Origin of the sequence: Roseburia sp. 1XD42-69 (genome assembly GCF_003612565.1) — a bacterium.
Taxonomy (GTDB): domain Bacteria; phylum Bacillota; class Clostridia; order Lachnospirales; family Lachnospiraceae; genus Roseburia_B.
The window spans coordinates 1-24,157 of the sequence record NZ_RAZG01000055.1; the positions used below are offsets into that span (position 1 = coordinate 1).

The window sequence follows — 24,157 nt, forward strand, 5'->3', positions numbered from 1 at the left end:
GGAGGATGAGGAATTAAAAAAATCAGCATGAACTTTCAACTTTTTGTGTCCAAAGTATTGACATAGGTCCACATTGCCTCCGCAAGTGCGTCAATAATGGTGGTTATTAACTGTGGCAAAGCTTCTATAAGTACAGGAAGGGCCTTGACAATGCCATCTGCCAATCCTGTTACAAGCTGTAATGCTGCATCTACCAACAATGGAATATTTTCCACCAAAGTTTCCGCAAAAAGAACCACTGCTTCCACAACGCTTGGGATAAGTTCCGGCAGCGACTGGCTTAATGCCTGTGCCATTGCCGCTATCCCTTCCGCAACCTTCGGCAAAATCTTCGGGATAATTTCTCCTAAACTTTTAACAAAAGATTCAAGCAGTCGAATCCCCAAAACAGAAAAGTCCAGGGCAATGTCTGTAATTCCGTTTACAGCCTCAACCAAAAGCCGTGAAAGCCCATCCATGATAACCGGCACATTTTCCAGCAACCCAGTCGTCAAAGAATGAACAAGCCGCACCGCAAGCTCTACCATATGGGGCGCCATTTCGGCAGCACGGCTTACCAAATCACCAAGGACAGTGCCAAGGGCGTCAATTAGGCCGTCTACGCCGCCATCTGTCATGCCTTGGGCCAACATGCCAATATAATCATTTCCAAGGCTTGCCGCCTCTTTTAACGGCTCTTGCAGTCCTTCGTATATCTGGATGCCCAAACCTTCCAGTGCGGATTTTATCAAAGTGATTTTTCCCTGCAGGTTGTCGCTCATGGTTTCGGCCATAGCTGCGGCGGCACCGTCACAGTCGGAAATATAGCCGCTTAATTCGTCAAAACGCTCTCCGCTGTTTGCCAAAAGGGCATTAACGCCTTTTAAGTCAGCAGAATTAAATATGGTACTTAAAACCTTTGTCTGCTCTCCCTCTGTCATGGTGGAGAGTATGCCGTTTAAATCGTTAAAGGTCTCGTTTAAAGGGCGCATCTTCCCTTCGGAATCAAAAACTTCCAGCCCAAGGGATTTCATTTTTTTGGCCGCCACATCCGTAGGAGCGGAAAGGGCAAGGATAACGTTTCTAAGCAGCGTTCCTCCCTCTGCTCCCTTCACGCCATTATCTGCCAGAATGCCAAGGCACGTGTTCATCTCATCCACGCCGCCGGAAAGGCTTTTGGCAGTGCCCCCGACTGTAAGGATTGCCTGGCCCAACTGCTCTACACTGGTATTGCTTTTCTGGGAAGTCTTGGCCATTTTATCTACAAAGCTTTCCACCGTCCCGGCTTTATCTCCTAGGGCGCTCATGCTGTCCGTAACCATGTCAGAGGCAACGGATAACTCCATCCCCCCTGCCGCTGCCAAATTTAACACAGTAGGCATAGTTGCAATAGCCTCATCCGCCGTATATCCGGCAAGAGCCATATAGTTTAACGCCTCTGCCGCCTGGGATGCGGAAAACATAGTGTTTGCCCCGGCATCTTTGGCGGCTGCCTTAAGCTTTTCAAAATCCTTGCTGCCGTTTGCAATCTCCTGGGTGGTAATGCCCATGGTAGCCGCCACCTGGGACATGCTGGCTTCAAAGTTACTGCCTACTGCGATTGCCGCACCCACCCCGGTAGTGATTGCGCCTGCCCCGGCTGTAATTGCCGCCGCTGATGCCTTTACAATCGTGCCGGACGCATGAGCAATTCCTTTATATGCCCTTTCCCAAACAGACTGAGATTCTTTAGAATTCTTCTCATGGGATTTCCGTGTCTGATCAGAATCTTTCTGGCTCTTTTTGGAAGTCTCGTCTGAATCCTTCTGTGTCTTTTTTGAAGTTTCATCCGAATCCTTTTGTGTTTTCCTAGAGGTTTCTTTTGATTTTTTGGACACCTTGTCGGCATCTTTTTCTATTTTCTTTGAAGTTTTCTCCGAATCTTTCGCTACTTTATCGGTATCTTTTGCCGCCTGTTTTGAAACCTTTTCTGATTCCTTGACTGTATTTCGTGATGCTTTCGCCGCATCTGCCTCTACCTTAGCAGATGCTTTTCCGGCCTCCTGGGTTATTTTCCCAGTTTCCCCTTTTACCTTTGTAGTGGTTTTTGACGCTTCCTGGGATACTCCCTGGGATGCTTTCTCTGCGGATTTTTTTATCTTATCCGTCTCTTTGTTGATTTCAGATGCGCCCTTTTTCAAGGGAGCAGTATCCAGTTTTGTATCAAAAATTAGGCTTCCGTCTGCCATGAGCCGCACCAACTTTCTTTTTGGCTCTGGCTCACGGCTCCGGCTCCTATTTACTCAAAAAAATGATTAAAGCGTTCCTCCTCTAAAAGTTCCTCCTCCGTAGGTTCTGCAGGAGGAAGCCACGCCTCTTTTAACTTCCTGTACTGCGCTGCCACATCTTTTACATTCTCCCCGGTGTATGCCCGGTAAGACATGATGCTGCCCAGCTTTGTATTATCGGTAATCCCGTACATAAGGGCTAAAAATTTATGCCAGTGCAGTTCTTTATCTATCAGGTCAATCCCATACTGCTGTAAAAATGCAGCATAAATATAATCCCCGTCAATGTCATAAAAAATAAGCTGTTCCCCGGCTCCGCTGTCACTGTGAGGGACAGCTTGGGGTGGAAATGCAAAATCCATTATCCCCCTGTAATCTTCCGGGCAGGTAAAACACGGGATAAAATTGCAAAAAAGATACCGGATATCAAGCGTCCCATGCATCCCGGACTTTGCCCACTCCTGGTATTCCATGGCAAAACGCATCCATATCCTGTAGTCTGTTTTAACAGAAAAGGGCTCACCGCCTACCATAACGGTATTTGGTAAGCCCTTTTCCGTCAAAATCAGCATTAAAACGCCCCACGCATTACATTGCGCTGTTTATTTCCCTGCTTTTTAAGCATCTTGTCAAGCTCCTGGATATTTCCTGCGTTTTTAAAAAACTCCATCATAAAGTCTCTGTCCTCTTGGGATAAAGATGCTAATTTATCTTCCCTTTCAAGCTCTGCAACGTCTTTTTCATATGCCCGGAGGATGCGGACATATGAAATGGTGATAAGGTTTAAATCAATATCCTCCATTTCCTCTGCACCAAAGACTTCTAATGCCGCATCTTTCCCTATCAGTTCTTTAATAAACTCATGCTTATTAATAAATCTGTTAAAATCGTCCGCTTTTTCGTTTAAATCGTCTGTCGAAAGCCTGTTAATCTTGCTTCTGACCTTGTTTGTATACGGCGGCAGAGTGTACATTCCGCCATTCAGTTCTACACAATATTCCATAAACTATACCTCACTTTCTCCCTGCTCTGTTTGATACTCATTTTCAGGTGTTGTGTCCTGGTTATCCTCTAATCCCTGCTCTGTTTCGTCCGTTCCGGTATTTGTCTCTTCTGTTCCGGGATTTTCTCCTTCCGTCCCGGTTCCTGTTGTGCCTCCCTGCTCCGTCCCGGAGTTATCCCCGGTTCCAGGAGGTACAATATCTCCCGGATTTGGCGTTACTGTGCCGCTTCCAGGTTCCGGGGCTTTTACCGGGGGCTTCCATTTATCCGCTGGGGTAAAAGCGGGGCTGCCCTCCTCATTTACCGTTGCAATGCCTTTTGTAATCCCTCCGCCAAAAAGCACCTTAAAATTAAGCTTCTTTTCCGTTGCATTCATGTCCTGAACGGAAATAATAGAATTGGTAAGCCATGCACGGTATCCCACAACCTCTGCCGATTCATCCCCTACTGGTATGTCATTCCCCTGGGCATCTACCGGGCGGTGCATAAAGACAATCATGCAGTCGGTATGGGCGTCAGAACCTGTACGGAGTTCATACATGTATTTCCACATCATTTCGTAATCCTCTTCCCCGGCATACATGACCAAATCCTGGTCAATGGACGGTTTGTAATCCGTAAGCTCCGTGGACGGGGATTCGTCTGCTATGTAGTCCGTTTCCTCTTCCACGGGGTTCATGGAAAGCGTCAGGGACGTGGATTTTTTCATCCGGATAAATTCTGACAATTCATTTTGTAAAAACAGCCCGATTTTATGCTTTCTTACAAGCTGGGTTTTCTTTTTTGCTGTTACTGCATCCATGTTTTAATTCCTCTCTTTCACATACCGCATCACGATACTGATTTGATAAATTGCATTATCCTCTTCCTGGGATGTAATTGCCCCGTAATTGGATAACGCAATCTCTTCACACATATAGTTTCCTGCCTGGGACAAGTCCGGGAAATCCTCACCTGCATCCCTCTCCTCTATCCAATCCTCCAAATCCTCCATAAGTTTATGGTTGGATATCCTCTGTCCCTCTTCTATGGTTTCACCCCGGAAAAAGAACTGGTAGTATTCCGTCACCCGCTTACTGCCGTCATTAAAGGGCACAACCGTTTTATTGGGGCTTTTATATAAAGACAGTGTACCATCCGGGGTATCTATCCTATCAGTAAGAATTGTATTGGTGGAAAACCCCGGAAACTCCCCCAGCCAGTTTTTCAAACATTCTGAAACCGTCATTTTTTCACCGCCCCCTTGGCAGCTTTTAAAACCGCCTCTATGCCGCCTGCTTTTTTCATTCGCTCAAACCAATAGCTGTCTCCCTGGTCATGGTTCATGGGGATGTAATACTGTTTTCTGGCATAAGGGCCTTTGTAAAAAATAGTCCCGCTGCCAATAGTTGTATTAAGGATAGGATTATCCCTTAACGCCCCGGTATCTATCGGGGTAAAAGGCTCCATGCGTTTGATAACTTCTGTGTCAATGGCGTTTTGTACTCTTGCGTTAAGGCCAAATTTTTGGATTATCTGCTCTTCGTTTGGTAAATCCACCCTGGATAGCCTAAACTCAAACATTTCAGCCACATCTGCACACCACCTTAAAATGCTTTAATCTTGGGGTATCCGTAAAATCAGACACCCCCGCAATTATCCCGCATTTTCCATAATCTTTTTTTAAGTCAGATACATGATAATCCCCTGTAATCTCCTCTTCGCACTCCCCCGCCACAATAAAATCACTATTGTTAGAGGGATTTAAGGTAAAACAAGAAGATATATCCTCTAACTTTTCATACTGCACCGGGTCAACATACTCTTTTTCCCACACATCTACCGGAATGACGATAGTTAAAATCTGTTTCCTGACAACTGTCCCATTTGCAGATACAGTTTTATCTACACCGGAAACAACACTGACGCCATGGAGGATTGTTTTGTTCCAAACATCTTCCTTCCCAGCTTTTTTATGGTTAAAAATGGTAATGGTATTATCATTCATCAAAATGCACCTGCCATTCTTGTCCCGATACTATCATAAATCAGTTTTTTCATTGCGTTTCTGGCCGCATCCGGCGTTTGAAAAGCGTAACTTTCCGAATACCCGTTGTTTCCTGCGGAAGTAAGGGCAGAGCCGGAAAGAACAGCTTCATTCTGGTAGATAAAGTTACAAAGCTTAAATATACAGTTCTGTTTCCTGGATTCCTCAATCTTATCCTGCATAAACTTTGGTACGGTTTCCCCGAACTCAAGTTCCGCCTGGTTTAAAACCGCATCAAAGTTTTTCTTAGGGATGGGATTAGGAAAATGGGAACTGTAATATTCCCAGTCAATTATTTTAAGATTCTCCATCTCCCTGTCCTCCACCCTGTACGCCGCCTGCGGCAGATGATGTTACTGTAGACTTGTGGAGGTAAATGCCCGCACGTTTGTTCTTATATCCGTCTGCAATAGCAACCTGCCTGTAACCATACTTATAGGCATCCGCATTCTGGTTCTGTTCCGGGGAAATGATTTTATCTTTTACTCTCTTGTTAAACTGGATAACAGCGCTTTTTTCGATAATGATAAAATTGATATTGCTTGCGCCCTCCGCCATAGCGTAACCTCCGGCTTTTTCCTCGTCTTTACCGCTCAACTGCTTAATAGAGGTATACATCCTGTTTTGGGGCATCTCCACAATGCTGCTAAACTTATTAAGGACCGCCTTGGATTTGTTGGTGTCCATATCATCTAAAAGCCCCTTAAGCCCTGTCTCAATGAACAAAATACGGCTGTTTTCTGCGACTTCGTCATTATTCATTGTGGTTGTAGCGGCACGAAGGGCACTGACAACCTGTGCACCCGTAGTTAAGTCTGCTGTTTTTGCTACGCTGATATCGGGAAGAGAAGCGTACTTTGCAATTCTGAAAGCGTCAAGCTCCGGGATAACCTTGGTTCTCACAAATTCGCTGGATAATTTGCCAAATACCATACCCATAGTCTCAATGTCATCCATGACATCAACAACAAACATACGTCCACGGTCAAAGTTACATTTTACCGTCTCAAAATTAAAGTCCACGCAGCCATCCGTATAGCCAGAAGAACGGCTGTAGTCTGCAAGCCCGTCCATATCAAGCATAGGAATAATCAGCTCGTTTGCATTTGCCCCCTGTCTGGCAAGTGAGTTTTCGCCGTCCAACACTATTGTTTTGGATTCATATTTGTAGATTTCATCTAACAGGGCAATATACCGTTTAAAAAGTTCGATTGCGTTTGTAGGCATTATTTATCTCCTTTCTCTGCAGGCAGTCCCATAATGGCCCGCATCTGTGCATCATCAGCAAAAGCCGCAGAACCATTTCCCACGTTTCCGATAGGGTTTCCTGTCCCCACTTTATTAGGGGCATTTCCTCCAAAAAGCATCTTACTGTCTTCCGCCTCTGACAGCGTCTTAAGGGCGGCTGTAATGTCCTCTTTCTGATTTTTGGATGCTTTTAACGTCTCCACATCTAAAAGAGCCGTAATAGCCTTTGCATTGATTCCGTGGGCGGCCTGAATGCTCTCTTTTAAGCTGTCGTTAAAGTCCCTGTCAGCAATCTCTTTTTGGTAATTGGCATCTTTGGTTTTAATATCCTCTTCCAGGTCAGAAATCTTTTTCTGCAGCTCACTCACATCTACCCCCTTAAAACCTTCCAAATCAGATTTTAAGTTTTTAATTGTCTCTCCCTGGGTATTTGTTTTTTCCTTTTCTGCCGCCAGGTCATTTTTTGCCGTTTCAAGCTCCTTAATTACAGGGCCGTGTTCCGCATTGTGGAGTTTTAACACTCCTTTTACCTGCTCTTCATTTAATCCAAGGGCTTCTAATTCTTCGTTTTTCATTTCTGTGCTCTCCTTTTTGTATTTTTGCAAATAAAAAGAGCCAGATAACAAATTCTTGGTCAAGAATTTACTATTTGGCTCTTAGGCGCTATTGTTATATTTGTTATGATGCTCTCTTTCTTACAGTACTTACAGTACCCCGGAAAGTTAATCAATATGGTATCTTTCCTGGTCTTTAGCATCTTAGGATTGCCGCATATGGGGCAGCTGTGCCACTTTTCGTTGTTTGGCATTTTTATTCCTCCTTTGACTTATTATAATACATGTGTTCGGGTGAATCAAGACTTATTTTTTTACCTTTTATATCTAAAGGCGTTTGTTTTGCTTAAATCGCTGGTGCCTGCAATAACCCTGTGTCTGTTATCCTTTGGTCTAATATGCATGGCCTTGCTAAAATTATGGTATTCTTTTGTCTGGCTGCGTATCCTTGCCTCTAACTCTTTTGTATCCCCTCCAATGGCATTTGTGGCTTCTAATTCCCTTCTTAACGCCCTTATGTCCCGTTCCATTTTCCGCTGCTGCTGGGTGGCATCATAATACGTGTATGTCCTGCCATGGTATTTTAAAGGTTCCGGGTCTTTTGGCCAGTTGTTCGGCTGGCTTATCCCCTCAAAATAAGGATACATCCTGTGCCTGCAGTATACCCCGCAAAGCCCGTCAGCCCTGCCGTAACCGCATACGGAAAAATTAGGATACTTTTTATTTTTCCCACTCCTGGAATATATTTTTCCCTGCCACTTGGCGTGCTCCGGCCTTGCCCCCATATGGGCAGATACCTCCACCAAATCCGTCCCCATAATCTCACAGTGGTGCATCAGTATGCCCCCGGAAAGCTGGTGGCAGGAAGTACGGACACACATGCGGGCCGCTGTATCTAACTGATAGGTTTTACCGCTTTTATAATCAATGCTCCTAAGTCCGCTTGCGGCAAGCTCCTTGATGCAGTCATTTACTGCCTGGTCAAAAGAAAACGTACCAGAGGCCATCTTAAACACTGCTTTATCCAGGGATTTTATGTAGGCATCCTTTAAAAGCATCATGCCATACACGCCTTTAAATCCGGTTGTTTTGGTAAGGTTTTTTAATGTCCCCGTTGTATGCATTGCCATCTGTTCCACCAATTTTGTAAATCCGCTGTCTTTTTTTAGCTTTTCCCCTGCCTGCTCCCACATGGCCAAATCATAGTTAAAAGACATATCTCCGGCATTGGCTATAATTTCATCCCCGATTCTTTTTGCCTCCGCCTCTGCCGCCTCTATCTCTTTTTTTACATATGCTTTCCACTCCTTTGTATTTTTTGCCACCTGCTCCTGATAAGCCTTATCTGCCCGAAGCAGTTTCATCACCTCCGCCCGTATTTCATCCGAGCTTTTTCCCGTCTTAAGCATGGCCTGGGCCATAAGTTCTGCCGTCTCTGTAAACCTCCCGGTTTTTCTAACCCTTCTTGCAATGTCAGCAATTACATCACTTTCTAACTGCTGGTATAAGGCGGCTATTTCATCCCCTAATGTCTCTAATTGTTCCTCTGTCAGCATATATTAACCTAATCCTCCTGCTCTATTTCTTCCTCCTCTTCCCGGCTCTCCATAATCTTTACCGCCTCTTCCCGGTCTACATTTAACCGCTCCATGATAAAGAGTATGGTAAATTCAGGGATTTCAGAAAAGCTCATTGCATCCGTCCTTAAGCCCTCTATCCTGGTATTTTTATCCTCAATGTAGGAATCGTCATAATCGATACAAATCTCCGCATCAAGGTCAAAGGAGGTATTGTTAAAAGTATTGGAAAACCACATCATGGCTTTAATAATATGACTGATATAGTCGCTTGCTTCCTTCCGCTGCTTATTTAATTCCTGCATGGCGTCCTGCCTTTCGCCTATATACTGGGTGGCAGTCTGTATCTGGCCGTTTTCAAAAGTATATTTCTTAGAGCCAAAGCCAAAAGTCATGGAAAAGAGGGATAAACAAAGCTCCATACATTTGATTATTTCATCAATACGGATTTTGGGATTATATTCCTGGATAAGCCCCTTCTGGTCTGGAAGCCTTTCTCCCAAAAACACAAAAAGCTTTTTCATTAGAGGCGTTTTTTTCTTCGGCCTGCCGGTATCCCTGTCAAGCTCCACCATAGCCTCATTGGTAAGCACCAGTTTTTCCCCTTTTTCTAATTCCCCGTTTAAAACCATGTTGCAAAGGTCAAGTTTTTTAAGTGTGGGGATACTCCCCCATATCTTGGGATAGCCAAAGCCGTCCATGTTGTCTATATTGTTGACTTCTGCGGTACGCATAACCTCAAAGGGCTTTATATCCCCTAAGATTATCCAATAGGATTCTTTTTCTTTGTCATCCTTATCAAATACAAAAGTTTCTGCCTTATATGTCCCATCCTCCTGTAAGGTAAATACTACAAGGACTGTATTGCTTCCTTCCTTTGTGGTATCCCTGCCAGAAAAAGCGGCTTCTATCACCTCATCATTGACCACTTTAAGGGGGATATAGTTTTCCGCATAACAGTAAGACAGTTTTACCTTTCCGCCCGTCACCTTCCCATTGTCTAAATAAGCGGCATTTTCAAGTCTTGCATATGCCGCCACCGTCCCTGTAGCAGACATATGCTCTAGCTGCTTACGGTACATAACGTCAAATCGATTGTCACTTAGCATCTTTGACACCTGCTTTGTCTGGCTTTCGCTTCCCACGTGGACAGATACAATCTCGCAAAGGTTTGCATCATCCGCACATCCACGTTTGGCAAAGTTCATCCGGTCGATTTCGTATTCTTCCCCCTGGATAGTGGTTCTTTTGTGAAAATCCTCAATAACTTCGTTTTTATACCATGCATTACAAACATCTATATAGCTATAAGGCGCAGTATTGACCTGATACCCCATCTTTACTAATTTATCTCTTACACAACTTTTCATTCTTTGTTTCATCCTCCTAACGGTCCAGACTGATATAATCTACAAAGGTAAGCCAGGTATAACAAAACGCATCCCACCAGTCGTTACAGTTACCGATATTCTTATCTTCCGGCTGGTCTGGCTGTTTTTCATCCCATTTTAAGCGCCCAATAGCTTTTCTTAAGTTTGTGCAGCGCTTATTGATTTTTAGGCGGCCCATGTTAAAGAGCATGTCAACCAGTCTTGGGCGCTCTGATATTTCGTTTTTCTTACATCCAGTAATATTATTGCTAGGCAGTCCTGCCTTTCTGGCTGCACTGATTAAACTGTTTATCATAGTTGTACTGGCACTGTCCGGAAATACCCAGTCTACACAGACGTACTTTTTTATACACATACTGTAAAACTCTATAAACTTCTCACAGATTTTATCTGCATCAATATCCTTGGATAAAGGGATGCCCTTTTCCTCGGCGGCATAAAAATCATGATAGCCGCCAAAATACAGCGTGCATACAAAGGTTGTCATAGAGCCGTTGCCGCCAAAGTCCACGCCCATCACCACTTTGGACGGGGCTTTCTTTAAATTGCCCTTTTCGTCAAACAGTTCGCTGTCTTCGTAAAGGTAAGGCTCGCTATTCTCCGCAAACCTTCGGAAGATAATGCCCTCTGCCACAGCACGAAGGCCCTTAATATCCCTTTTGTACCAGACAGAATCCTTTTCGTATGTGGTTAATATCTTGCGTATCTTATCACCGGAAAGGCTCATGTTATCCACCAGGGTAAAGTGTCCGTAATTACAACCATAGCTATCATCTTTTTCCTGCTGTGCCTGGTGGAAGCTAAGGACGTCTGTATAATACCAGTGTTCTTCCTCTTTGGGGTTTAAGTCGTGAAATACCTTTCTGTCAGAACTTGACAGTGTACGGTCAAAGACTTCCTGCAAAAACTTCTTGTGGCACTCATTTGCTTCTGTCACATATGCCATACCATAGGTATTACCCTTAATCAGCTTTTCGTCCCCATCTTTACCGCCGCCGGATACTAAGACAATCTTTTCCCCGGTTTTGGTCTTTACATATACACAGTCTCTGTCCTTATATTTGCCCTCTCTGCATCTGCCCTCAAAATAGTTTAAAAGGCCGTATCCGTCACAGTCTAAGATATTTAACTTTGCAGTGGCTACAGATACCCCGGCAATCAGGTGTATTTTATTCTTGTGAGTTTCTAAAAGAGAGCAAAAGGCCAGGGTCTGTAATACGTTTTTTCCGCCCCTTTTTCCTCCCTCGGCCACATGAAACCAGTTGGAAGGAGAAAAACACCGGAAGAAATACTTCTGCTGTCTTTTGCTTAGTGGTGCCGGAAAATTCATTGTATTGTCTCCCTACTCAAAGTCCTCTATATCCCGGTTTTCTGCCGGATGCATAATAATATCTGATATCGTCTGCATATCTTTAAACACGGCATCCCCTGTAGTATCATCCACCTTTGCCCGCATGCGGTCATATTCTGCCTTATACTTATCATCTGGGTGTATCAAGAAATACTTAGACAGCCAATCAATAGCCTTCTGTCTATCCTCTAGCTTTACACTGATACCGTCCCGGCCCTGCTTTACCTCACGGATTAGCTGCGTATCCACATTGGAGGATTCGTTGAGTTTTACTGTGTTTGCATCTATCATAAGAACATCTGTTTGTCCTGTTTCTTTATTTTTTACCTTTACAGGGCCCTTGTCTCCCATGACCGGAACTTTTTCCCGGCCAAAAGAGAGGTAATCCCCTATATCTGCACAGGCAATGCGCATCTGTAATTCCACGATATCATGTTCTGACATCATGATTTGTTGGCGTTTAAATTCCTTAAGGCGTTCGATTTCGGCCTTTACGTTGTCTTTTGTAAGCAAACGTGACGCACTGGTTATAGCTGATTTATAACTGCATCCATATGCTTTTTGATAGCTTTGCGCCGCATTAAATGTTTTTGCATAATAAAGACAAAATATCTGTTGTTCTGGGGTTAATGCATCATTTTTTAAAGTTTCTTTTGTGCCCAAATCCTCTGATTCCAGGTTTTGTGTGCACACTTTTTTATTCTTGGGTGCGCCCCCTGACCTGTCCCATTCATAACGCTTTTTCCAGCTTTTTACAGTATTGATGGTAGTATTGTATTTTTCAGCAATTTCCCGGTATTTCATGCCAAGCATATAGTCCCGTTCTGCTTTTTCGTGCTTATCCATGTCCCCGCCCTCCCGAAAAACAAAAGAGCCAGGTACTAAAAACAAAATATTTGTTCTTGAGTATCTGGCTCTTAGGCTCTGTTAATCTAATTGCTATTATATCGGCAAACTTCTGTTTGGTCAATTTTTCTTTCCCCTTTCCGCCTCTCCAATTTGTCATATCTATATATTGTGTCAAATTCAACTTTTTTCCGTATTATATAGAAGGAACACTTTTTTTATTTTCCAACTTTACAAGTACTTCGTTATGTCAAATTCGTTGAAAAAAAACAAAAATCACTGTCTCTTAAAGGACAGTTTTAACATTTTTTCATCTTTGATATCCTGGTTAATCCCGATATACCGGAAGGTGATGGATATGTCGGAATGGTTGAATATTTCCTTTAACGTGGCTATGTCTTTGGTCTGCTGGTAAAAGTGATATCCAAAGGTTTTTCTTAAGGTGTGGGTGCCTATCCGCTCCACCCCGAACTTGCCTGCGGCATCATTTAAAATCTTATATGCCTGCTGTCTGGTGATGGGCTTAGCTCCCCCCTCCATTCTGGAGGGGAAAAGGTAATCATAATCCGCCTTGTGTTTTATGTAGCGGTTTAGGATGGGCTTAAGCTCCTGGTTTATAGGGAAAGCCTTCTCCTTCCCGGTTTTCTGCTCCCGGATGGTCACATGGCTCTTATCCCTTACATCCCGCACCTGCAGTTTTAAAATGTCGGATATCCTTAGCCCCACATAGATGCCAAATAAAAACATAATGCGGTTTCGTTCGTTCTGTTCTCCCAGATAATCGGCAATGTCCCAGATTTTGCCGATATCCCGGATTGGTTCCACGGTGTTCAAGTATACATTCCCCCTTTATTCTTTTACGGCCTTAATGCCCTGTACCAGCTTCCCCATGTTGTCCCTTGCAATAATATCCCTGACGCTCTCCTCCGGGAAGGGGATTTGAAATGTCCGCTCCTTAATCCGGTTGGTAATGCGCTCATCAAATTTCAGGGCGCTAAGGGGGATGTTGCTGGTAAAGACTGTGGGCTTTTTGTCTATGTACCTGGTGTTGATTATCTGGTAGAACTTTTCGTTTATCCAGGGCTTTTCCTGCTGTTCGGTGCCAAAATCATCCACCACAAGGACAGGGGCCGAAGTGAGGAAAGACAAAAGGCTGCTCTCGCTTTGCCCGGCCTGCCTGTCCCAGCTTGCCTTGATTTCGTCTAATATTTGCAGGGAGGTTGCAAACTTTACCCGGATGCCCGTTTTATGCACCAGTTCATTGGCAACCCCCGCCGCCATCCTGGTTTTGCCGCTGCCCTTTGTGGAAGAGTAAAAATAAAGCCCCATGCCGTTTTTTTTCATGTCGGCAAACTCGCTAAACCAGTACTTTACGGCATTTACCGCTGTGGCGGCTTTTCCCCGGCTCTCCGGCTTTGCATAAATGTCCGTGGAAAAGTCCGAAAGGCGCAGATTTTTAAAGCTTTCCGGGATATCTGCAAAAGAAATCCTGCCCCTTAGAATCTGCCGCTCCCTCAAACCGCACTTACACACCCGGCACGTCCCCTGGCTTCCGTCCGGCACAAACTCCCAGCCCGTGTTATTGCAGACAGGGCAGAAATCAGGATTATCCGGAGAGCATTTGTTCAAACTCTGCGGTGTATGTGTCTTTTGCATTCTGCAAAGCATTTCCTCCAGTGCGTCCATTGCTGCCACCTCCGTTTCTGTTATCGTAATTGCCTTCCAGTATTCTGGGAAAAATATTAGGACGTACAAACCAATCAAAAGTGGCCGTCCAGCCGTCCCTGCTGGTTATTCCTTGCAAAAAATCGCTGTTTTTTATCCTGTCAATAGCAGCGAGAACGTCTTGCACACTGTATTGGTTTATCCTTGCCACAAGCTGCCCGTACCGCTTAGATTCACGGCCTATACGTGATACGGGCGCAATGCCGTATGCGCAAAGCTCATTCCACTTTTCCAAAATAACTTGAATGTCAGCCTGGGCAATATCTTTACACCCACTTGATGGAGACACGGATTTTTTCTTAACGCCTTTAGGCGTTTCTTTTTTTTCATTTGCATTATCATTATCATTTACATTAACATTATCATTAGGGGTTTTTTCTGTTTCTTCTAAAATAACCCCTTTGGGGTTTTCTGGTTTTTTCCCTTCTATCCCCTCTGGGGTTTCTTTACTTTCTTCCAGAATATCCCATTCCGGTTTTTTCGGCCTGCCTCCCTTTTTTCCGTGTTCAGCGCCTTTTTTCCCGTTTTCGTACCGCTTATTATTGGCATCTATCTGCACTTTAATCATGGCAAATATGCCCGCACAAAGACCGCTTAATTCCGGCTCTGCGCCGTAAAAGGCGTACTGAAATACGGCATCATAAAGGGCATACCCGTCCTCTTCCGGAAGTTCTTTGATGCAGTCGTAAAATGTTTTATAAAATATGGCGCTGTCTCGCATAGTCTTCTTCCTTTCCTGTCTGCTACTTTAACGCAGCATGGATTTTAAGTCCTTTTTTAAAGATGCCGGGATTACAATTACTGTAACAAGCACTTCTCCGCAGAATATGTATGCATAATCCCCGTAAAGCCGGATATTGTCAGCCTTTTTGGCTTTAAAGAAGAGGCTTGTCACCCATTTGTTTAAATTCCCCTTGGTATGGGCGTGGGTAATGCCCTCATGAAAGGCTTTCCGGGCCATCCGCTCCCCGGCCTTTTTATTAAAGCCGCAGCGTTCCCTCATCCGTTTTCTGGCGTGGTTTGATATATTTATAGGCAAGGCTTTTCCCTCCTCCTTTTGGCGCAGCGTACTTTTGGGACTGGAAGTTCGCAGCTGTTTTGGGATAAGATTTTTTCTATTTCCTTTTTCTCGCAAAGGTTCATATCTGCCAGGATTTGAATTTGCGCCCTTTTGTCTTTTGCCTCTTCATAGTCCCACACAATGGCGGCTATTGTCATGTTCAAGCGGTTTCCTCCTTTAAAAGTTCTGAATTGCAGAGAGTTTTTGCGCTAACGTTCCTTCCTGCATATTTCCATGGCCTGGCCGCAATGCCAGCAGTAAACAATGTCATATTTTACGGTATTTCTCCGTCTCCCCACTGTTTCGTTGTAAGTTCCGCATTTTGGACAGGTACACATATCTATCCCAACTGATTCCTTTGCCTGCTGTTTTTCCTTCGCCTCCTGGCAGGAGCGGATATAACTTATTATCCGGTCGATTTCTTTTTTCTTGGGACGCCATCCTGCTTACTCCTTTCCCCTCCGGCTTTTGCCAGAGGAATCCTTCGGAAGCAGTATGTGCAAAAATTGCACATACTGAATCTTTGTTAATGGTTACGTGTGAAAAACTACTATATCAAACGGATTTACTACCGCATGAACCGTTTTATAATCTGTACTGCCTAGGGCCTGATGGATGCTTTATTTTTACATCAACATGGCTTACAATCTTTTTAAAATCGTCAATGTCTAATCCTGATATCACAAGTCCATCTGCCAAATAGTAACCGCGAAACTTATTGCCATAAATGCTAGTTACAACAGCCTCCCCGTGATAACCGTCATCCGTGACCACATCCCCGACTTTTATTACTTCTGTTGCTTTATGGATGGCGGGCTTTATCATATTTCTATACGCCGGCTCTGCAAAGACTTTAATAATCTGTCTTGCCCCGCCTTTCCGCTTGATGATAAGGCCATCATCACAGTTATGTAATATCCATTTCGCCGCCAGGCATCCGATATTATTGATAATTCTTTTTGCTGCTGATTCTTTTAAGCGTTTGATTTTCTTTGTATTCATTTTGATTCCTCCTGATTTTCTAAATAGTTTTCGGTTTTAGGTTGGCTTTTTATCAGGGCCTTAAACCGGAGGATTGTAGCCCATTTTAACAAAGAGATTCCATCTGTTTTCTTGCCCCAGTAATCGCTCCAATTTTCCAAAACTTTAAGCAGTTTCTTTTCGTCAATCATATTTCCTCGCTTCCCTTCAATATTTCCTGCCCTGATTCGTATTTTTTGACACATGCCCGGAACAGCTTTACAGCTTCGGCATACTGGTCTTTATAATTCTTTATTCCCCGCTTGAAATCCTTTATAATGCCCGGAAGCGCTTTAAATTTTTCTACGGTGCATTTTACCAGGTCAGTTTCCCATGACTCTTCTTCGGATTCTTCCCTTTCCTCTATTTCTGCCCTGTGCATGCTGTACAGGGATAACCCTGTTTCGGGGTCTATGATGTATGCGGTCCTTCCATCTTCCCTTTCATATGCGTAAAACCCTTCGCCGTCTACATGTATGCTAAAACCGTCTACCTCCACCGCTTTTATTCCGTTTCTGGTATTGTGTAGGACGTAAAAATGTGCTTTTTCCATATTGCCTCCTTCCTTTTTAACATGGGCCTCCTTCTGCTCCGTGAAAAGCCCCTGCCGGATACATCCATTTCCCCTTAACATATATTTCATCCGGTGAAAAGCTCCCTGTAACCAGACTTTTTACTGCATCTTTGTCACCATGGTATACGCAGGACTTTGCACCGCCTATAAATGTCTCTAAATCGCATTTATTATCCAAGGTAAACCCAAGGATTTCTTCGTCCTTTTTTAACAGTTCGAAGTCTTCTGGGTAAAGTTCCTTAATCCCTGCAAATAACTTCGGCGTAGAAAAGATGCACATAGCACAACTGCATCGGTTCCACCCGGCACGGTAACACGGATGGGGGTTTACATTATGTCTTTTTAAAACTTCCCATACATCTTTTTCGGAATAATCTATGACCGGCCTCCACTGGTGCACCGTCCTTCGGGCTTTCTTCTCTGCATTTGTCCGGTGTATCTCCATTTCATTGTATTTTGACCGCCCTTTTGATTCTCCCCGCCTTTCCCCGGACACCACCAGGACTTTTACATTTTCCCTGGTCTTATCCAGGTTTGACATGACAGAATCGGCTACCACAATTTTAAGATACGCCGAACACCAGCGGCGGCTTAAATCCCCGGATTTGGCCGGGAATTTCATGCGGTATCCATATTTTTTCAATTCCTGTTCCATCTGCTCTGTGGCTTTTTCTTTTAATTCCCGGCATTTTATGTAATTTTGCGACAGCCTGCACTGCTTAATCTCCCCGGTATCCGGCTCTACCCATTCAACGGGTTCGCTTGCTCCAATCCGGTAAAGCTCTCCAAAAAAACCGTTTACCCTCCAGGAAACCCTAAGAGGCACCCCTTCGGCCTCCGAAAATGCTTTGACATACTCCTTTGTGCAGCGCCAGTCCATGCGGCGTAAAGGATGCCCGCCGTCTATGTCATGGTGCCAAAACTCTATTTTTTCTTTTGGTGCCCCAAGTTCCAAGAGCTTGTAATAACATGCAATGCTGTCTTTCCCGCCAGAAAGGAGGACCGCTATAAAATCATATTCTTCCAGAGGGAAAAGCTCCTTAAGATATATTTTTTTCATGTGTTCGGAATCTTCCCGCCCTGGTATCCGTGGTTTTAATTTAATCCCTGTCCCATATATGGGCGCATCTTCTTTCCCATAAATTACCGGAGTGTCCTTTGTGCAGTCTGCATCCTTTATAAAATCCTGCTCAAATAAGCTTAGTCGTCCTCCCATAAATTTCATGAATAAATTGGATCTGGCTGTTCTTCTGCAACAACATCGTCAAAATCCTCTTTTTCGTCATCAAGAAGCCTCACGCCTGCCCGGGACAGCCTTAAGAGATAAATTTCAAAATCGCTTAAACTCCGCAGCCCGCTTACTAATTGGGGCACATCATACCTAATTTCATAACCCTTTTCCTTATCATCTTTCCATCTAATTAACCGGATGCTAAAATTTAATTTTTCCTGCTGTTCCTTTTCGTCCACTGACAATTCCAGCGTTGCGTACCGAAAATGCCGCCACGGCTCATCATCCTCTTCGTCTATCCCCGCAGTCACCCCCATAGCCTCATAACAGGGTTCGCCACAATCAAAATCTACCGCACGCCCTGTTGTATCCATATGTTTGGCTACATGCTTTTTGTACATTTCAAAAATTTGCCCAAGGGTAACTTCTTTTTCCTCCGGCTCAGTCATAAGCTCCCGGAAATTTTCAAGGATTTTTTTATTATCTAAAAGCCCTGTATGATTTACAATGTCCGTTAATACCGTATCTAATTTAACTATGTAATCACCCATATCGTATTTTTCAATGTAGGGAACCATCACCTCTTTGACACGCTTTTCAATGGCGTCTTTCAGTTCTCCCCAGCGGAATGCGCCGCCAATCGCATCTTCAAAACCTTTACGCACTTTTTCGCGGATAATTTTATCAACCGTTCCATCTTCCATAAGTTCATTTGTAATTCTCTTGATATCTTCGTCAAAATTTGCCATAATTTACCTCCTTTATTTACCCTTCGTAACAGTCGGAATATGCCCTCATGCAATGCATACATTCGGACGTACCATCGTTTTTACATCCACTGCAGTTGCCTGTTATGTTCTCTCTGTCCACCATATTTGCGCTTACCCTTATCTTTGCCCTTATTATCTGGCTGTGGGCATCTTCTATGGGATGGCCCGTTAATTCCGCTAATTTCATACATACCATACGGTAATCTTTATTTGCGTCACTCCCAGGCGGGGCCTTTAAAGCCTTTTCCAGACGCTTTACGCCCTCCATTTCCAAAATCTGGGCGGTTTGAATGGCCTCCCGAAATCCCTGGTTTTCCCGCTGGATTATCCGGCTTGTTTCATAATTTAATAACGCTTCCTGGTAACTCAAATTTTCCCTCCTTTTGATAATCTGCAAGTGATAGTTGTTTTATCTGCGGTCCAAAGTTCATCCAGATAATTTCCTGTGTCGGAGAAGAAACTTGTGTATATGCTTTTTTCTGGCGTTTCTCCCACCCTTTTAACACGGCATTATACAAAGGCGTATCATAACCGCTGATAACCACATATCCCTCATGTTTTAACAGGGCATCCAATAAAGCTTCGTGTTCCTTATCTTCCATTTCCATCCGGTACTGTTTCCCGTGTCTGGTTGATAACATGTAAGGAGGGTCACAGTATATTAAGACGTTTTTGTAGTTAAATCTTTTTATAAGTTCAATCGCTGGCCTGTTTTCAATCTGTACGCCCCTGAGCCGTTCAGCAGCCTGCATAATCTTCTCCGGCAGATTACACCAATCTTGTGATGCATAGGAGCGCTCTCGTCCCTGTACGTCATTTTTCCATCCGACTTTTTCGTACACTTCCCTGGAATACGGCGTAAAATAAATATCCCTGGCAAGGCGTTCCGGGTCTTTCTTGATGCACTCAAAGAGGTTTACAACATTTCCATCCAAGTCGTTGATTGTCTCTATGTGTGACCGTGGTTTGTTAAAAAGGACTGCCCCGGAGCCGAAAAACGGCTCTAAATAACTGTGGTGCTCCGGGAAAAAGTTTATTATCCAGTCTGCAATAGACCATTTGCTCCCTGGGTATTTTGTGATTGCTTTCATCTTTCTTCCTTTTGTTTTTATCCTACGGCATAGGTATATTCACATTCTGCGTAGTCCCAATCGGATTGCTCTGTGCATTTATACATGTTTTTAAAGTGTGGTACAAAATCTTTTATTTCCTTTGGACTGCAGTATTTAAATTCCTGCTGTTCCATAAACTTTTTGATTGCTTTACTGCCTTTTATGATATGGTGATAAGTAATAAATTCTTTGATATAGTACATGTCATCCCCTAAATCGCAGTAAAACGCTGTCATTTTCCTGTTGTCGCAATCTCTTATGTATGCGTATGCAACTGTACTGACTGGCTTTATGTCCCCTGCAAAGATGATTTTGTTATGCAGTTTTAGGTATTCATCTGCCTTACTTTTTGCACTCTCATAGTCTGTAAAGGCTTCCCGGCCCAATTTTTCATTAGTTGTTACATTGTATAAACCGTTTTCCCTTATGAGCCTGTAGCCCCGGCCATTATCTCCAAAAGTCCACATTTCCCCTGAAACTGTACATTTTTCTATTTCTGCTTTATTTACAAGGTAAACTATCTGTCCTTTTGATAAGAGTATGGGCGGCTCTTTTTCTTCTTTTCCCATGTAAGAAAATATGTCCAACTGTCCCTGCATGATTGTTACCATCCTTTTTTTCTTTCCCCGGAACCAAGGCCAGGAGGGTGCAGATTTGTACTTTAGGAGAGTGTTTTGTTTCCGCTGTTTAAAGCTTGGCGAAAGGTTTTTCATGTGTACCCCTCCCGGCCTTGGTTCCGGGGAAACATTTTAATTCCGGCCAAACTTATAATCCGGCAAACAGCTTCTTACTTCCACCAAATCTGCAAGGGCTTTTACTAATTCTGCGTCTGGCACGTTCCTGGCCGCCTCGTCACAATAAATGTCCTTACAGATACTCATAATAGCCTTGTCCAATTCTTCAATTATTTCGTCTTTCCTGTCTTTTGTTTCATTTTCCGGCTTTTTTGTTATCTGGTCTAAAATTTCTTTAAAAGCAATCCCTTCTTTGGCGCACTGGTTATAAAATTTCATGCACTCTATAACCTGGTCTGCATTCATGCCGGTTTCTTCCATTTGCTTTTTGATTTTACCCTGGCCGCACGATACAAAATTTTCTAATAACATAAGCGCTTCTCCTCTCTCAAAAGATACGCCACAATGTAGCGATTCAAGTATTTTCTGTTTTTCCTTAAAAAACTCTTGTTCTGTCATTTCTGTTTCTTTTTCACCCCTCGCATTTCTCTATGACCCTGCTGCCGCCAATGTTCTTTAATAAGCTTTCAATCACACATTTCAGTTTGCTTTATCTTGGGTTGGCTTTTCTCCATTTTTCAAATTTTTCTGTATCAAAAATAATTGGGCTGTTAGGTTTGTCTGGGTTTATTTTCCATGCAATCCCCTGATTTGCCCTGTATGCCCTGTTAAGATACGCCATAGGAAATCCCATTTTGTGTAGTTCCTGCTGTCTCATAATCGGAAGCCTATATGTCATACACTCGCTCTCCTTTCCTTTTCTTCCCCGCCTCCTATACTGACATCTGCTCTTTCTCCTTCCGTCCTACTGCCCTCCCTTCCACGTAAGCCGAAATAGCCATAATAGCCAACGCTTTTCCCTCTTCACTTTTGATGTTCATAAACTGCTCTGCCATTTTAATGATTTCTTCCTTTTTTTCATCCTTACTCATGAATGTCCTCCTTTCTTGTGTAGTGCATTGATATTTCTTACATTTGTATCTTGTAGATACATTATAGTTTACCATATAAACTTTGTCAATATCTTTTTGTTTCTTTAGGAAACTTTTTATTGACATCGAACAATCCTTTTGTTATTCTATAAATGAAAGAAGGAAAGTGGCATGTATGTAATAGCTTTTGATTTAAAAATCGATGATTTAAAAAAGAACTACGGAGAGCCCTACAATGGGGCGTATGACGAAATCTGACAGGAACTCGAATCACTCGGTTTTGAATGGATGCAGGGAAGCGTGCATATTAATTTCGACACGAACAATAGCCTGACCACTGTTTACAAAGCCATTAACCGGTTTTCTCAAATTGGATGGTTCAAACAAAGTGTGCGGGACATCCGGGCGTTTAAAATTGAGGACTGTTCTGATTTTACGGAAATCGTAACGAGTTAGTATTTTGGAGGTTGATATATGACGCAAGGGGAGCGTGTAAAAAATATAAGAAAAGATCTGGGATATACGCTTGACAAGTTTGGTGAAAGACTTGGCGTTAGAAAAAGTGCTATGTCCAAAATCGAAAAAGGAGAAAATAACCTAACCGAACAAATGGCCAAAGCCATATGCCGGGAATTTCGGGTAAATTACACATGGCTTACCAGTGGCAAAGGTGAAATGTTCCTAAATTCTGATGATGATTTCCGGGAAAGAATTGACGCTGTTATGACTGGCGAAAACAGTTTTCGGAAAAACCTGTTTAAATTTATGCTGGAATTAAATGATGATGATATGGATGCGCTAAACAGGTTAATGTTGCAGGCTATAGGATACGCAGAAAAACTAAAAAAGAACGGAAGTTTAGAAAATACAGAAAACACTCCTGGAGATTTGGCAGGTGACATACATAATACAAGCATGCGAATAATCAACTATTACTACCGTCTTGCATCCGCAGGGCCTGGTCAGATTGTATTTGATACGCCGCCTACTGAACGGATAGAAATACCGGATATCCCAAAGTACAGGAAGGTTGATTATGCTATCGGGGTAAATGGTAACAGTATGGAACCTATGTACCATGACGGAGATATTCTCCTTGTGGAAATGAGGGACGAAATAGAAGTTGGAGAAATAGGCATCTTTTTAGTGGACGGAAACAGTTTTGTAAAAAAACTTGGAAAAGAGGAATTAATTTCTCTGAATCCCAAAGCTATAAATGTCGCTCTGACGGAAGAATCTAAGTGTATGGGAAAAGTAATTGATAAATTATGATAAAATTTTTAAGAGAGCAATTAAACCGCTTCGGCGTTTATAACAGGAGGTAACTATGGAGTATGTTGTGAATTTTACATGGGATAACGAAGCAGATGTATGGACTGCCACCAGCAAGGACATACCTGGTCTTGTGCTCGAATCAGGTTCATTTGATGCACTTGTGGAGCGTGTGCGTTTTGCCATTCCAGAGTTGTTGGAATTTGATAATGGCGCTTTCCCAGTTTCACTAGTTTTCACTTCGGAACGACACGAAAGGATGGTTTTGTGATGGCTGAATATGAAAAGAGAGTTCGCAACATTCTTTCACAAAACGGATGTGTTTTTGTCAGACACGGGAAAGGCGACCACGATATTTGGTACAGCCCTACCACAAATCGGCATATAACAGTTGACACAAAGATAAAATCACGGCATACCGCAAATGCTATTTTAAAGCAAAGCGGGATTAGTTTTAAATTTTGAAAATTGTGATTAAACCGCTATTGCGTTTTAATAAAAACTAAAGAAAAGGAAGGAGGATTTGTGTTATGAAAGTATGGAAGCTTGTATCTGGTATATTATCTATCGTTTTGTTTTTTGTTGTTATGCTTCAGTCTTGCGCAGCGGGGCTTTTAAATACAATGGAAGCAAACGGAGAATCCGGAGGCACAGCCGGAGTTATCGTTGGTTTGATGATGTTATCTGGTGGAATTGTTTCTATTGCAGCTCGAAAAGGTTCAAAAGGCGGAAATATTGCGCTAATTGTTCTTTTTGGTATTGCAACATTAGTAGGTTTTGCATTGGCCGGAAACTATGTAGATTTAAACATTTGGGCCGGATGGTGCGCTATTAATGTTGTGTTTGCAATAATTTCTTTAATCAAAGGAAATAAAAAAGAAGTTGAAACAGAGAACTAAGCAAAAATGGCACCGTTACAATTTACAAAGGTAACGGTGCCATCTATAAAACATTACTATTTGATTTACATCAAATAGTTCCACATATCAATATTGTAATTCTTTACAACAAAAAGGCTGCCCAGGACAGGAACTCCGGGCAGCCTACAGATACCACCAAAGATGATACCCCTATAAACAAAATCATTATATCATCTTGGGGACAGCCATGCAAGTGAATTTCCTCACAAATTCGCAGGCTGTTATTTTTATACTCATTTTTAGACCATTTCGGTGACGTCAACAAAATGGTAAACATATATTCTGTTTTGACTAACATGCCCTAAGGAGGATGATACATATGGCCACTGCAAAGTACAAACGAAACAAAGACGGCATTTTTGCCATCAAAGCATGGGACGGCACTTATAACCCCGACGGAACCAAGCACCGCATCCACCTGAAATCAAAGAAATCCAGCCGTGATTTAGAAAACCAGGTCAATGCGCTGCGTGAAAAAGTGGAATCCGGCCAGAATGTTATTCGTTAGTTTATCTGAACCAAAATCCCTTCTTTTTCTTCAAATTAAATAAGATACAGGATGCCTC

The 24,157-nt window shown here is 43.1% G+C and carries 36 protein-coding genes; 5 read left to right on the top strand and 31 right to left on the bottom strand.

From position 1 onward, the window contains the following. Positions 1 to 35: 35 nt before the first annotated feature. From D7Y06_RS18610 to D7Y06_RS26100, 31 genes are all read right to left on the bottom strand, one after another. Positions 36 to 2,207 (bottom strand): phage tail tape measure protein, encoded by a 2,172-nt coding sequence (locus tag D7Y06_RS18610; RefSeq protein ID WP_120409256.1) that lies wholly within the window; start codon positions 2,205 to 2,207, stop codon positions 36 to 38. 50 nt (positions 2,208 to 2,257) lie between these two features. Further along, a complete protein-coding gene (locus D7Y06_RS18615) occupies positions 2,258 to 2,818 on the bottom strand; it encodes a Gp15 family bacteriophage protein (protein ID WP_120409224.1) in 561 nt (186 codons plus the stop codon). Next, a complete protein-coding gene (locus tag D7Y06_RS18620; protein ID WP_120409225.1) occupies positions 2,818 to 3,249 on the bottom strand; it encodes a hypothetical protein in 432 nt (143 codons plus the stop codon). The genes D7Y06_RS18615 and D7Y06_RS18620 overlap by 1 nt, the downstream gene beginning before the upstream one ends. A gap of 3 nt (positions 3,250 to 3,252) precedes the next feature. Next, positions 3,253 to 4,050, bottom strand: coding sequence for a hypothetical protein (locus tag D7Y06_RS18625; RefSeq protein WP_120409226.1), 798 nt, complete (start codon positions 4,048 to 4,050; stop codon positions 3,253 to 3,255). A 3-nt stretch (positions 4,051 to 4,053) separates the two neighbouring features. After that, the gene (locus D7Y06_RS18630) at positions 4,054 to 4,476 is read right to left on the bottom strand and encodes a hypothetical protein (RefSeq protein ID WP_120409227.1); all 423 of its coding nucleotides are present in this window, start codon (positions 4,474 to 4,476) and stop codon (positions 4,054 to 4,056) included. Then, positions 4,473 to 4,811, bottom strand: a complete 339-nt coding sequence (locus D7Y06_RS18635) for a minor capsid protein (protein ID WP_243119398.1) — start codon at positions 4,809 to 4,811, stop codon at positions 4,473 to 4,475. The genes D7Y06_RS18630 and D7Y06_RS18635 overlap by 4 nt, the downstream gene beginning before the upstream one ends. 1 nt (position 4,812) lies before the next feature. Beyond that, positions 4,813 to 5,238, bottom strand: a complete 426-nt coding sequence (locus D7Y06_RS18640; RefSeq protein WP_147415718.1) for a hypothetical protein — start codon at positions 5,236 to 5,238, stop codon at positions 4,813 to 4,815. Further along, positions 5,235 to 5,585, bottom strand: a complete 351-nt coding sequence (locus tag D7Y06_RS18645) for a hypothetical protein (protein WP_120409230.1) — start codon at positions 5,583 to 5,585, stop codon at positions 5,235 to 5,237. Before D7Y06_RS18645 ends, D7Y06_RS18640 begins: the two co-directional genes overlap by 4 nt. Beyond that, positions 5,572 to 6,501, bottom strand: coding sequence for a hypothetical protein (locus D7Y06_RS18650; RefSeq protein ID WP_120409231.1), 930 nt, complete (start codon positions 6,499 to 6,501; stop codon positions 5,572 to 5,574). Before D7Y06_RS18650 ends, D7Y06_RS18645 begins: the two co-directional genes overlap by 14 nt. Further along, positions 6,501 to 7,097 carry a phage scaffolding protein gene (locus tag D7Y06_RS18655; protein ID WP_120409232.1) on the bottom strand — a complete coding sequence of 199 codons (597 nt, stop codon included), beginning with the start codon at positions 7,095 to 7,097 and terminating at the stop codon, positions 6,501 to 6,503. The genes D7Y06_RS18650 and D7Y06_RS18655 overlap by 1 nt, the downstream gene beginning before the upstream one ends. Positions 7,098 to 7,156: 59 nt before the next feature. After that, positions 7,157 to 7,330, bottom strand: coding sequence for a cysteine-rich KTR domain-containing protein (locus D7Y06_RS18660; RefSeq protein WP_120409233.1), 174 nt, complete (start codon positions 7,328 to 7,330; stop codon positions 7,157 to 7,159). A 60-nt stretch (positions 7,331 to 7,390) separates the two neighbouring features. Then, positions 7,391 to 8,632 (bottom strand): phage minor capsid protein, encoded by a 1,242-nt coding sequence (locus tag D7Y06_RS18665; protein ID WP_120409234.1) that lies wholly within the window; start codon positions 8,630 to 8,632, stop codon positions 7,391 to 7,393. An 8-nt stretch (positions 8,633 to 8,640) separates the two neighbouring features. Then, positions 8,641 to 10,023 carry a hypothetical protein gene (locus D7Y06_RS18670; RefSeq protein WP_120409235.1) on the bottom strand — a complete coding sequence of 461 codons (1,383 nt, stop codon included), beginning with the start codon at positions 10,021 to 10,023 and terminating at the stop codon, positions 8,641 to 8,643. Positions 10,024 to 10,039: 16 nt separating this feature from the next. Beyond that, on the bottom strand, positions 10,040 to 11,374 hold the full coding sequence (locus D7Y06_RS18675) for a phage terminase large subunit (protein ID WP_120409236.1): 1,335 nt from the start codon (positions 11,372 to 11,374) through the stop codon (positions 10,040 to 10,042). Positions 11,375 to 11,386: 12 nt separating this feature from the next. Further along, on the bottom strand, positions 11,387 to 12,241 hold the full coding sequence (locus D7Y06_RS18680) for a terminase small subunit (RefSeq protein ID WP_120409237.1): 855 nt from the start codon (positions 12,239 to 12,241) through the stop codon (positions 11,387 to 11,389). A 276-nt stretch (positions 12,242 to 12,517) separates the two neighbouring features. Beyond that, the gene (locus D7Y06_RS18690) at positions 12,518 to 13,066 is read right to left on the bottom strand and encodes a site-specific integrase (RefSeq protein ID WP_442970433.1); all 549 of its coding nucleotides are present in this window, start codon (positions 13,064 to 13,066) and stop codon (positions 12,518 to 12,520) included. 24 nt (positions 13,067 to 13,090) lie between these two features. After that, complete coding sequence (locus D7Y06_RS18695) at positions 13,091 to 13,897, bottom strand: DnaA ATPase domain-containing protein (RefSeq protein ID WP_243119397.1); 807 nt, start codon at positions 13,895 to 13,897, stop codon at positions 13,091 to 13,093. Continuing rightward, positions 13,848 to 14,687 (bottom strand): DUF6291 domain-containing protein, encoded by an 840-nt coding sequence (locus tag D7Y06_RS18700; protein ID WP_120409240.1) that lies wholly within the window; start codon positions 14,685 to 14,687, stop codon positions 13,848 to 13,850. The genes D7Y06_RS18695 and D7Y06_RS18700 overlap by 50 nt, the downstream gene beginning before the upstream one ends. 27 nt (positions 14,688 to 14,714) lie before the next feature. Next, on the bottom strand, positions 14,715 to 15,005 hold the full coding sequence (locus tag D7Y06_RS18705; RefSeq protein ID WP_120409241.1) for a hypothetical protein: 291 nt from the start codon (positions 15,003 to 15,005) through the stop codon (positions 14,715 to 14,717). Then, positions 14,996 to 15,190: a hypothetical protein gene (locus tag D7Y06_RS18710; RefSeq protein ID WP_120409242.1), complete on the bottom strand. Its 195-nt coding sequence runs from the start codon at positions 15,188 to 15,190 to the stop codon at positions 14,996 to 14,998. The genes D7Y06_RS18705 and D7Y06_RS18710 overlap by 10 nt, the downstream gene beginning before the upstream one ends. Positions 15,191 to 15,611: 421 nt before the next feature. Then, a complete protein-coding gene (locus D7Y06_RS18715; RefSeq protein WP_120409243.1) occupies positions 15,612 to 16,028 on the bottom strand; it encodes a hypothetical protein in 417 nt (138 codons plus the stop codon). Continuing rightward, on the bottom strand, positions 16,025 to 16,198 hold the full coding sequence (locus D7Y06_RS26095) for a hypothetical protein (RefSeq protein ID WP_158591426.1): 174 nt from the start codon (positions 16,196 to 16,198) through the stop codon (positions 16,025 to 16,027). The genes D7Y06_RS18715 and D7Y06_RS26095 overlap by 4 nt, the downstream gene beginning before the upstream one ends. Further along, positions 16,195 to 16,599: a hypothetical protein gene (locus D7Y06_RS18720; protein WP_147415719.1), complete on the bottom strand. Its 405-nt coding sequence runs from the start codon at positions 16,597 to 16,599 to the stop codon at positions 16,195 to 16,197. Before D7Y06_RS18720 ends, D7Y06_RS26095 begins: the two co-directional genes overlap by 4 nt. 16 nt (positions 16,600 to 16,615) lie before the next feature. Next, positions 16,616 to 17,836, bottom strand: coding sequence for a phosphoadenosine phosphosulfate reductase domain-containing protein (locus tag D7Y06_RS18725; protein WP_199714769.1), 1,221 nt, complete (start codon positions 17,834 to 17,836; stop codon positions 16,616 to 16,618). A gap of 5 nt (positions 17,837 to 17,841) precedes the next feature. Continuing rightward, a complete protein-coding gene (locus D7Y06_RS18730; protein WP_120409246.1) occupies positions 17,842 to 18,600 on the bottom strand; it encodes a hypothetical protein in 759 nt (252 codons plus the stop codon). Positions 18,601 to 18,616: 16 nt separating this feature from the next. Further along, positions 18,617 to 18,991, bottom strand: coding sequence for a hypothetical protein (locus tag D7Y06_RS18735; protein ID WP_120409247.1), 375 nt, complete (start codon positions 18,989 to 18,991; stop codon positions 18,617 to 18,619). After that, on the bottom strand, positions 18,960 to 19,712 hold the full coding sequence (locus D7Y06_RS18740; RefSeq protein WP_120409248.1) for a DNA adenine methylase: 753 nt from the start codon (positions 19,710 to 19,712) through the stop codon (positions 18,960 to 18,962). Before D7Y06_RS18740 ends, D7Y06_RS18735 begins: the two co-directional genes overlap by 32 nt. 17 nt (positions 19,713 to 19,729) lie before the next feature. Further along, a complete protein-coding gene (locus tag D7Y06_RS18745) occupies positions 19,730 to 20,332 on the bottom strand; it encodes a hypothetical protein (protein ID WP_158591427.1) in 603 nt (200 codons plus the stop codon). A 150-nt stretch (positions 20,333 to 20,482) separates the two neighbouring features. Beyond that, a complete protein-coding gene (locus D7Y06_RS18750) occupies positions 20,483 to 20,839 on the bottom strand; it encodes a hypothetical protein (RefSeq protein WP_120409250.1) in 357 nt (118 codons plus the stop codon). 178 nt (positions 20,840 to 21,017) lie between these two features. Beyond that, positions 21,018 to 21,206, bottom strand: coding sequence for a hypothetical protein (locus D7Y06_RS18755; protein ID WP_120409251.1), 189 nt, complete (start codon positions 21,204 to 21,206; stop codon positions 21,018 to 21,020). Positions 21,207 to 21,240: 34 nt separating this feature from the next. Then, the gene (locus D7Y06_RS26100) at positions 21,241 to 21,399 is read right to left on the bottom strand and encodes a hypothetical protein (protein WP_158591428.1); all 159 of its coding nucleotides are present in this window, start codon (positions 21,397 to 21,399) and stop codon (positions 21,241 to 21,243) included. A gap of 474 nt (positions 21,400 to 21,873) precedes the next feature. On the opposite strand from D7Y06_RS26100, the gene D7Y06_RS26105 reads away from it, so the two are divergent. From D7Y06_RS26105 to D7Y06_RS18785, 5 genes are all read left to right on the top strand, one after another. Beyond that, the gene (locus tag D7Y06_RS26105) at positions 21,874 to 22,671 is read left to right on the top strand and encodes an XRE family transcriptional regulator (protein ID WP_158591429.1); all 798 of its coding nucleotides are present in this window, start codon (positions 21,874 to 21,876) and stop codon (positions 22,669 to 22,671) included. A 55-nt stretch (positions 22,672 to 22,726) separates the two neighbouring features. Continuing rightward, positions 22,727 to 22,942, top strand: a complete 216-nt coding sequence (locus D7Y06_RS18770) for a DUF1902 domain-containing protein (protein ID WP_120409252.1) — start codon at positions 22,727 to 22,729, stop codon at positions 22,940 to 22,942. Further along, the gene (locus D7Y06_RS28325) at positions 22,942 to 23,136 is read left to right on the top strand and encodes a type II toxin-antitoxin system HicA family toxin (RefSeq protein WP_120409253.1); all 195 of its coding nucleotides are present in this window, start codon (positions 22,942 to 22,944) and stop codon (positions 23,134 to 23,136) included. The genes D7Y06_RS18770 and D7Y06_RS28325 overlap by 1 nt, the downstream gene beginning before the upstream one ends. A 65-nt stretch (positions 23,137 to 23,201) precedes the next feature. Further along, complete coding sequence (locus D7Y06_RS18780) at positions 23,202 to 23,570, top strand: hypothetical protein (protein WP_120409254.1); 369 nt, start codon at positions 23,202 to 23,204, stop codon at positions 23,568 to 23,570. 340 nt (positions 23,571 to 23,910) lie between these two features. Beyond that, positions 23,911 to 24,099 (top strand): hypothetical protein, encoded by a 189-nt coding sequence (locus D7Y06_RS18785; RefSeq protein ID WP_120409255.1) that lies wholly within the window; start codon positions 23,911 to 23,913, stop codon positions 24,097 to 24,099. The last annotated feature ends 58 nt before the right edge of the window (positions 24,100 to 24,157 follow it).

Bases quoted from the DNA above. Each gene is read 5' to 3' on its own strand.
- D7Y06_RS18665 (WP_120409234.1), bottom strand. From the start codon at position 8,632: ATGCTGACAGAGGAACAATTAGAGACATTAGGGGATGAAATAGCCGCC.
- D7Y06_RS18630 (WP_120409227.1), bottom strand. From the start codon at position 4,476: ATGACGGTTTCAGAATGTTTGAAAAACTGGCTGGGGGAGTTTCCGGGG.
- D7Y06_RS26095 (WP_158591426.1), bottom strand. From the start codon at position 16,198: ATGATTGACGAAAAGAAACTGCTTAAAGTTTTGGAAAATTGGAGCGAT.
- D7Y06_RS18680 (WP_120409237.1), bottom strand. From the start codon at position 12,241: ATGGATAAGCACGAAAAAGCAGAACGGGACTATATGCTTGGCATGAAA.
- D7Y06_RS18780 (WP_120409254.1), top strand. From the start codon at position 23,202: ATGAAAGTATGGAAGCTTGTATCTGGTATATTATCTATCGTTTTGTTT.
- D7Y06_RS18610 (WP_120409256.1), bottom strand. From the start codon at position 2,207: ATGGCAGACGGAAGCCTAATTTTTGATACAAAACTGGATACTGCTCCC.
- D7Y06_RS18620 (WP_120409225.1), bottom strand. From the start codon at position 3,249: ATGGAATATTGTGTAGAACTGAATGGCGGAATGTACACTCTGCCGCCG.
- D7Y06_RS18675 (WP_120409236.1), bottom strand. From the start codon at position 11,374: ATGAATTTTCCGGCACCACTAAGCAAAAGACAGCAGAAGTATTTCTTC.
- D7Y06_RS18720 (WP_147415719.1), bottom strand. From the start codon at position 16,599: ATGGAAAAAGCACATTTTTACGTCCTACACAATACCAGAAACGGAATA.
- D7Y06_RS18700 (WP_120409240.1), bottom strand. From the start codon at position 14,687: ATGCGAGACAGCGCCATATTTTATAAAACATTTTACGACTGCATCAAA.
- D7Y06_RS18615 (WP_120409224.1), bottom strand. From the start codon at position 2,818: ATGCTGATTTTGACGGAAAAGGGCTTACCAAATACCGTTATGGTAGGC.
- D7Y06_RS18770 (WP_120409252.1), top strand. From the start codon at position 22,727: ATGGAGTATGTTGTGAATTTTACATGGGATAACGAAGCAGATGTATGG.
- D7Y06_RS18725 (WP_199714769.1), bottom strand. From the start codon at position 17,836: ATGGGAGGACGACTAAGCTTATTTGAGCAGGATTTTATAAAGGATGCA.
- D7Y06_RS18715 (WP_120409243.1), bottom strand. From the start codon at position 16,028: ATGAATACAAAGAAAATCAAACGCTTAAAAGAATCAGCAGCAAAAAGA.
- D7Y06_RS18670 (WP_120409235.1), bottom strand. From the start codon at position 10,023: ATGAAAAGTTGTGTAAGAGATAAATTAGTAAAGATGGGGTATCAGGTC.
- D7Y06_RS18730 (WP_120409246.1), bottom strand. From the start codon at position 18,600: ATGGCAAATTTTGACGAAGATATCAAGAGAATTACAAATGAACTTATG.
- D7Y06_RS18660 (WP_120409233.1), bottom strand. From the start codon at position 7,330: ATGCCAAACAACGAAAAGTGGCACAGCTGCCCCATATGCGGCAATCCT.
- D7Y06_RS18650 (WP_120409231.1), bottom strand. From the start codon at position 6,501: ATGCCTACAAACGCAATCGAACTTTTTAAACGGTATATTGCCCTGTTA.
- D7Y06_RS18755 (WP_120409251.1), bottom strand. From the start codon at position 21,206: ATGACATATAGGCTTCCGATTATGAGACAGCAGGAACTACACAAAATG.
- D7Y06_RS18645 (WP_120409230.1), bottom strand. From the start codon at position 5,585: ATGGAGAATCTTAAAATAATTGACTGGGAATATTACAGTTCCCATTTT.
- D7Y06_RS18745 (WP_158591427.1), bottom strand. From the start codon at position 20,332: ATGCAGGGACAGTTGGACATATTTTCTTACATGGGAAAAGAAGAAAAA.
- D7Y06_RS28325 (WP_120409253.1), top strand. From the start codon at position 22,942: ATGGCTGAATATGAAAAGAGAGTTCGCAACATTCTTTCACAAAACGGA.
- D7Y06_RS18785 (WP_120409255.1), top strand. From the start codon at position 23,911: ATGGCCACTGCAAAGTACAAACGAAACAAAGACGGCATTTTTGCCATC.
- D7Y06_RS26100 (WP_158591428.1), bottom strand. From the start codon at position 21,399: ATGAGTAAGGATGAAAAAAAGGAAGAAATCATTAAAATGGCAGAGCAG.
- D7Y06_RS26105 (WP_158591429.1), top strand. From the start codon at position 21,874: ATGACGCAAGGGGAGCGTGTAAAAAATATAAGAAAAGATCTGGGATAT.
- D7Y06_RS18635 (WP_243119398.1), bottom strand. From the start codon at position 4,811: ATGTTTGAGTTTAGGCTATCCAGGGTGGATTTACCAAACGAAGAGCAG.
- D7Y06_RS18750 (WP_120409250.1), bottom strand. From the start codon at position 20,839: ATGTTATTAGAAAATTTTGTATCGTGCGGCCAGGGTAAAATCAAAAAG.
- D7Y06_RS18655 (WP_120409232.1), bottom strand. From the start codon at position 7,097: ATGAAAAACGAAGAATTAGAAGCCCTTGGATTAAATGAAGAGCAGGTA.
- D7Y06_RS18625 (WP_120409226.1), bottom strand. From the start codon at position 4,050: ATGGATGCAGTAACAGCAAAAAAGAAAACCCAGCTTGTAAGAAAGCAT.
- D7Y06_RS18695 (WP_243119397.1), bottom strand. From the start codon at position 13,897: ATGCAAAAGACACATACACCGCAGAGTTTGAACAAATGCTCTCCGGAT.
- D7Y06_RS18740 (WP_120409248.1), bottom strand. From the start codon at position 19,712: ATGAAAGCAATCACAAAATACCCAGGGAGCAAATGGTCTATTGCAGAC.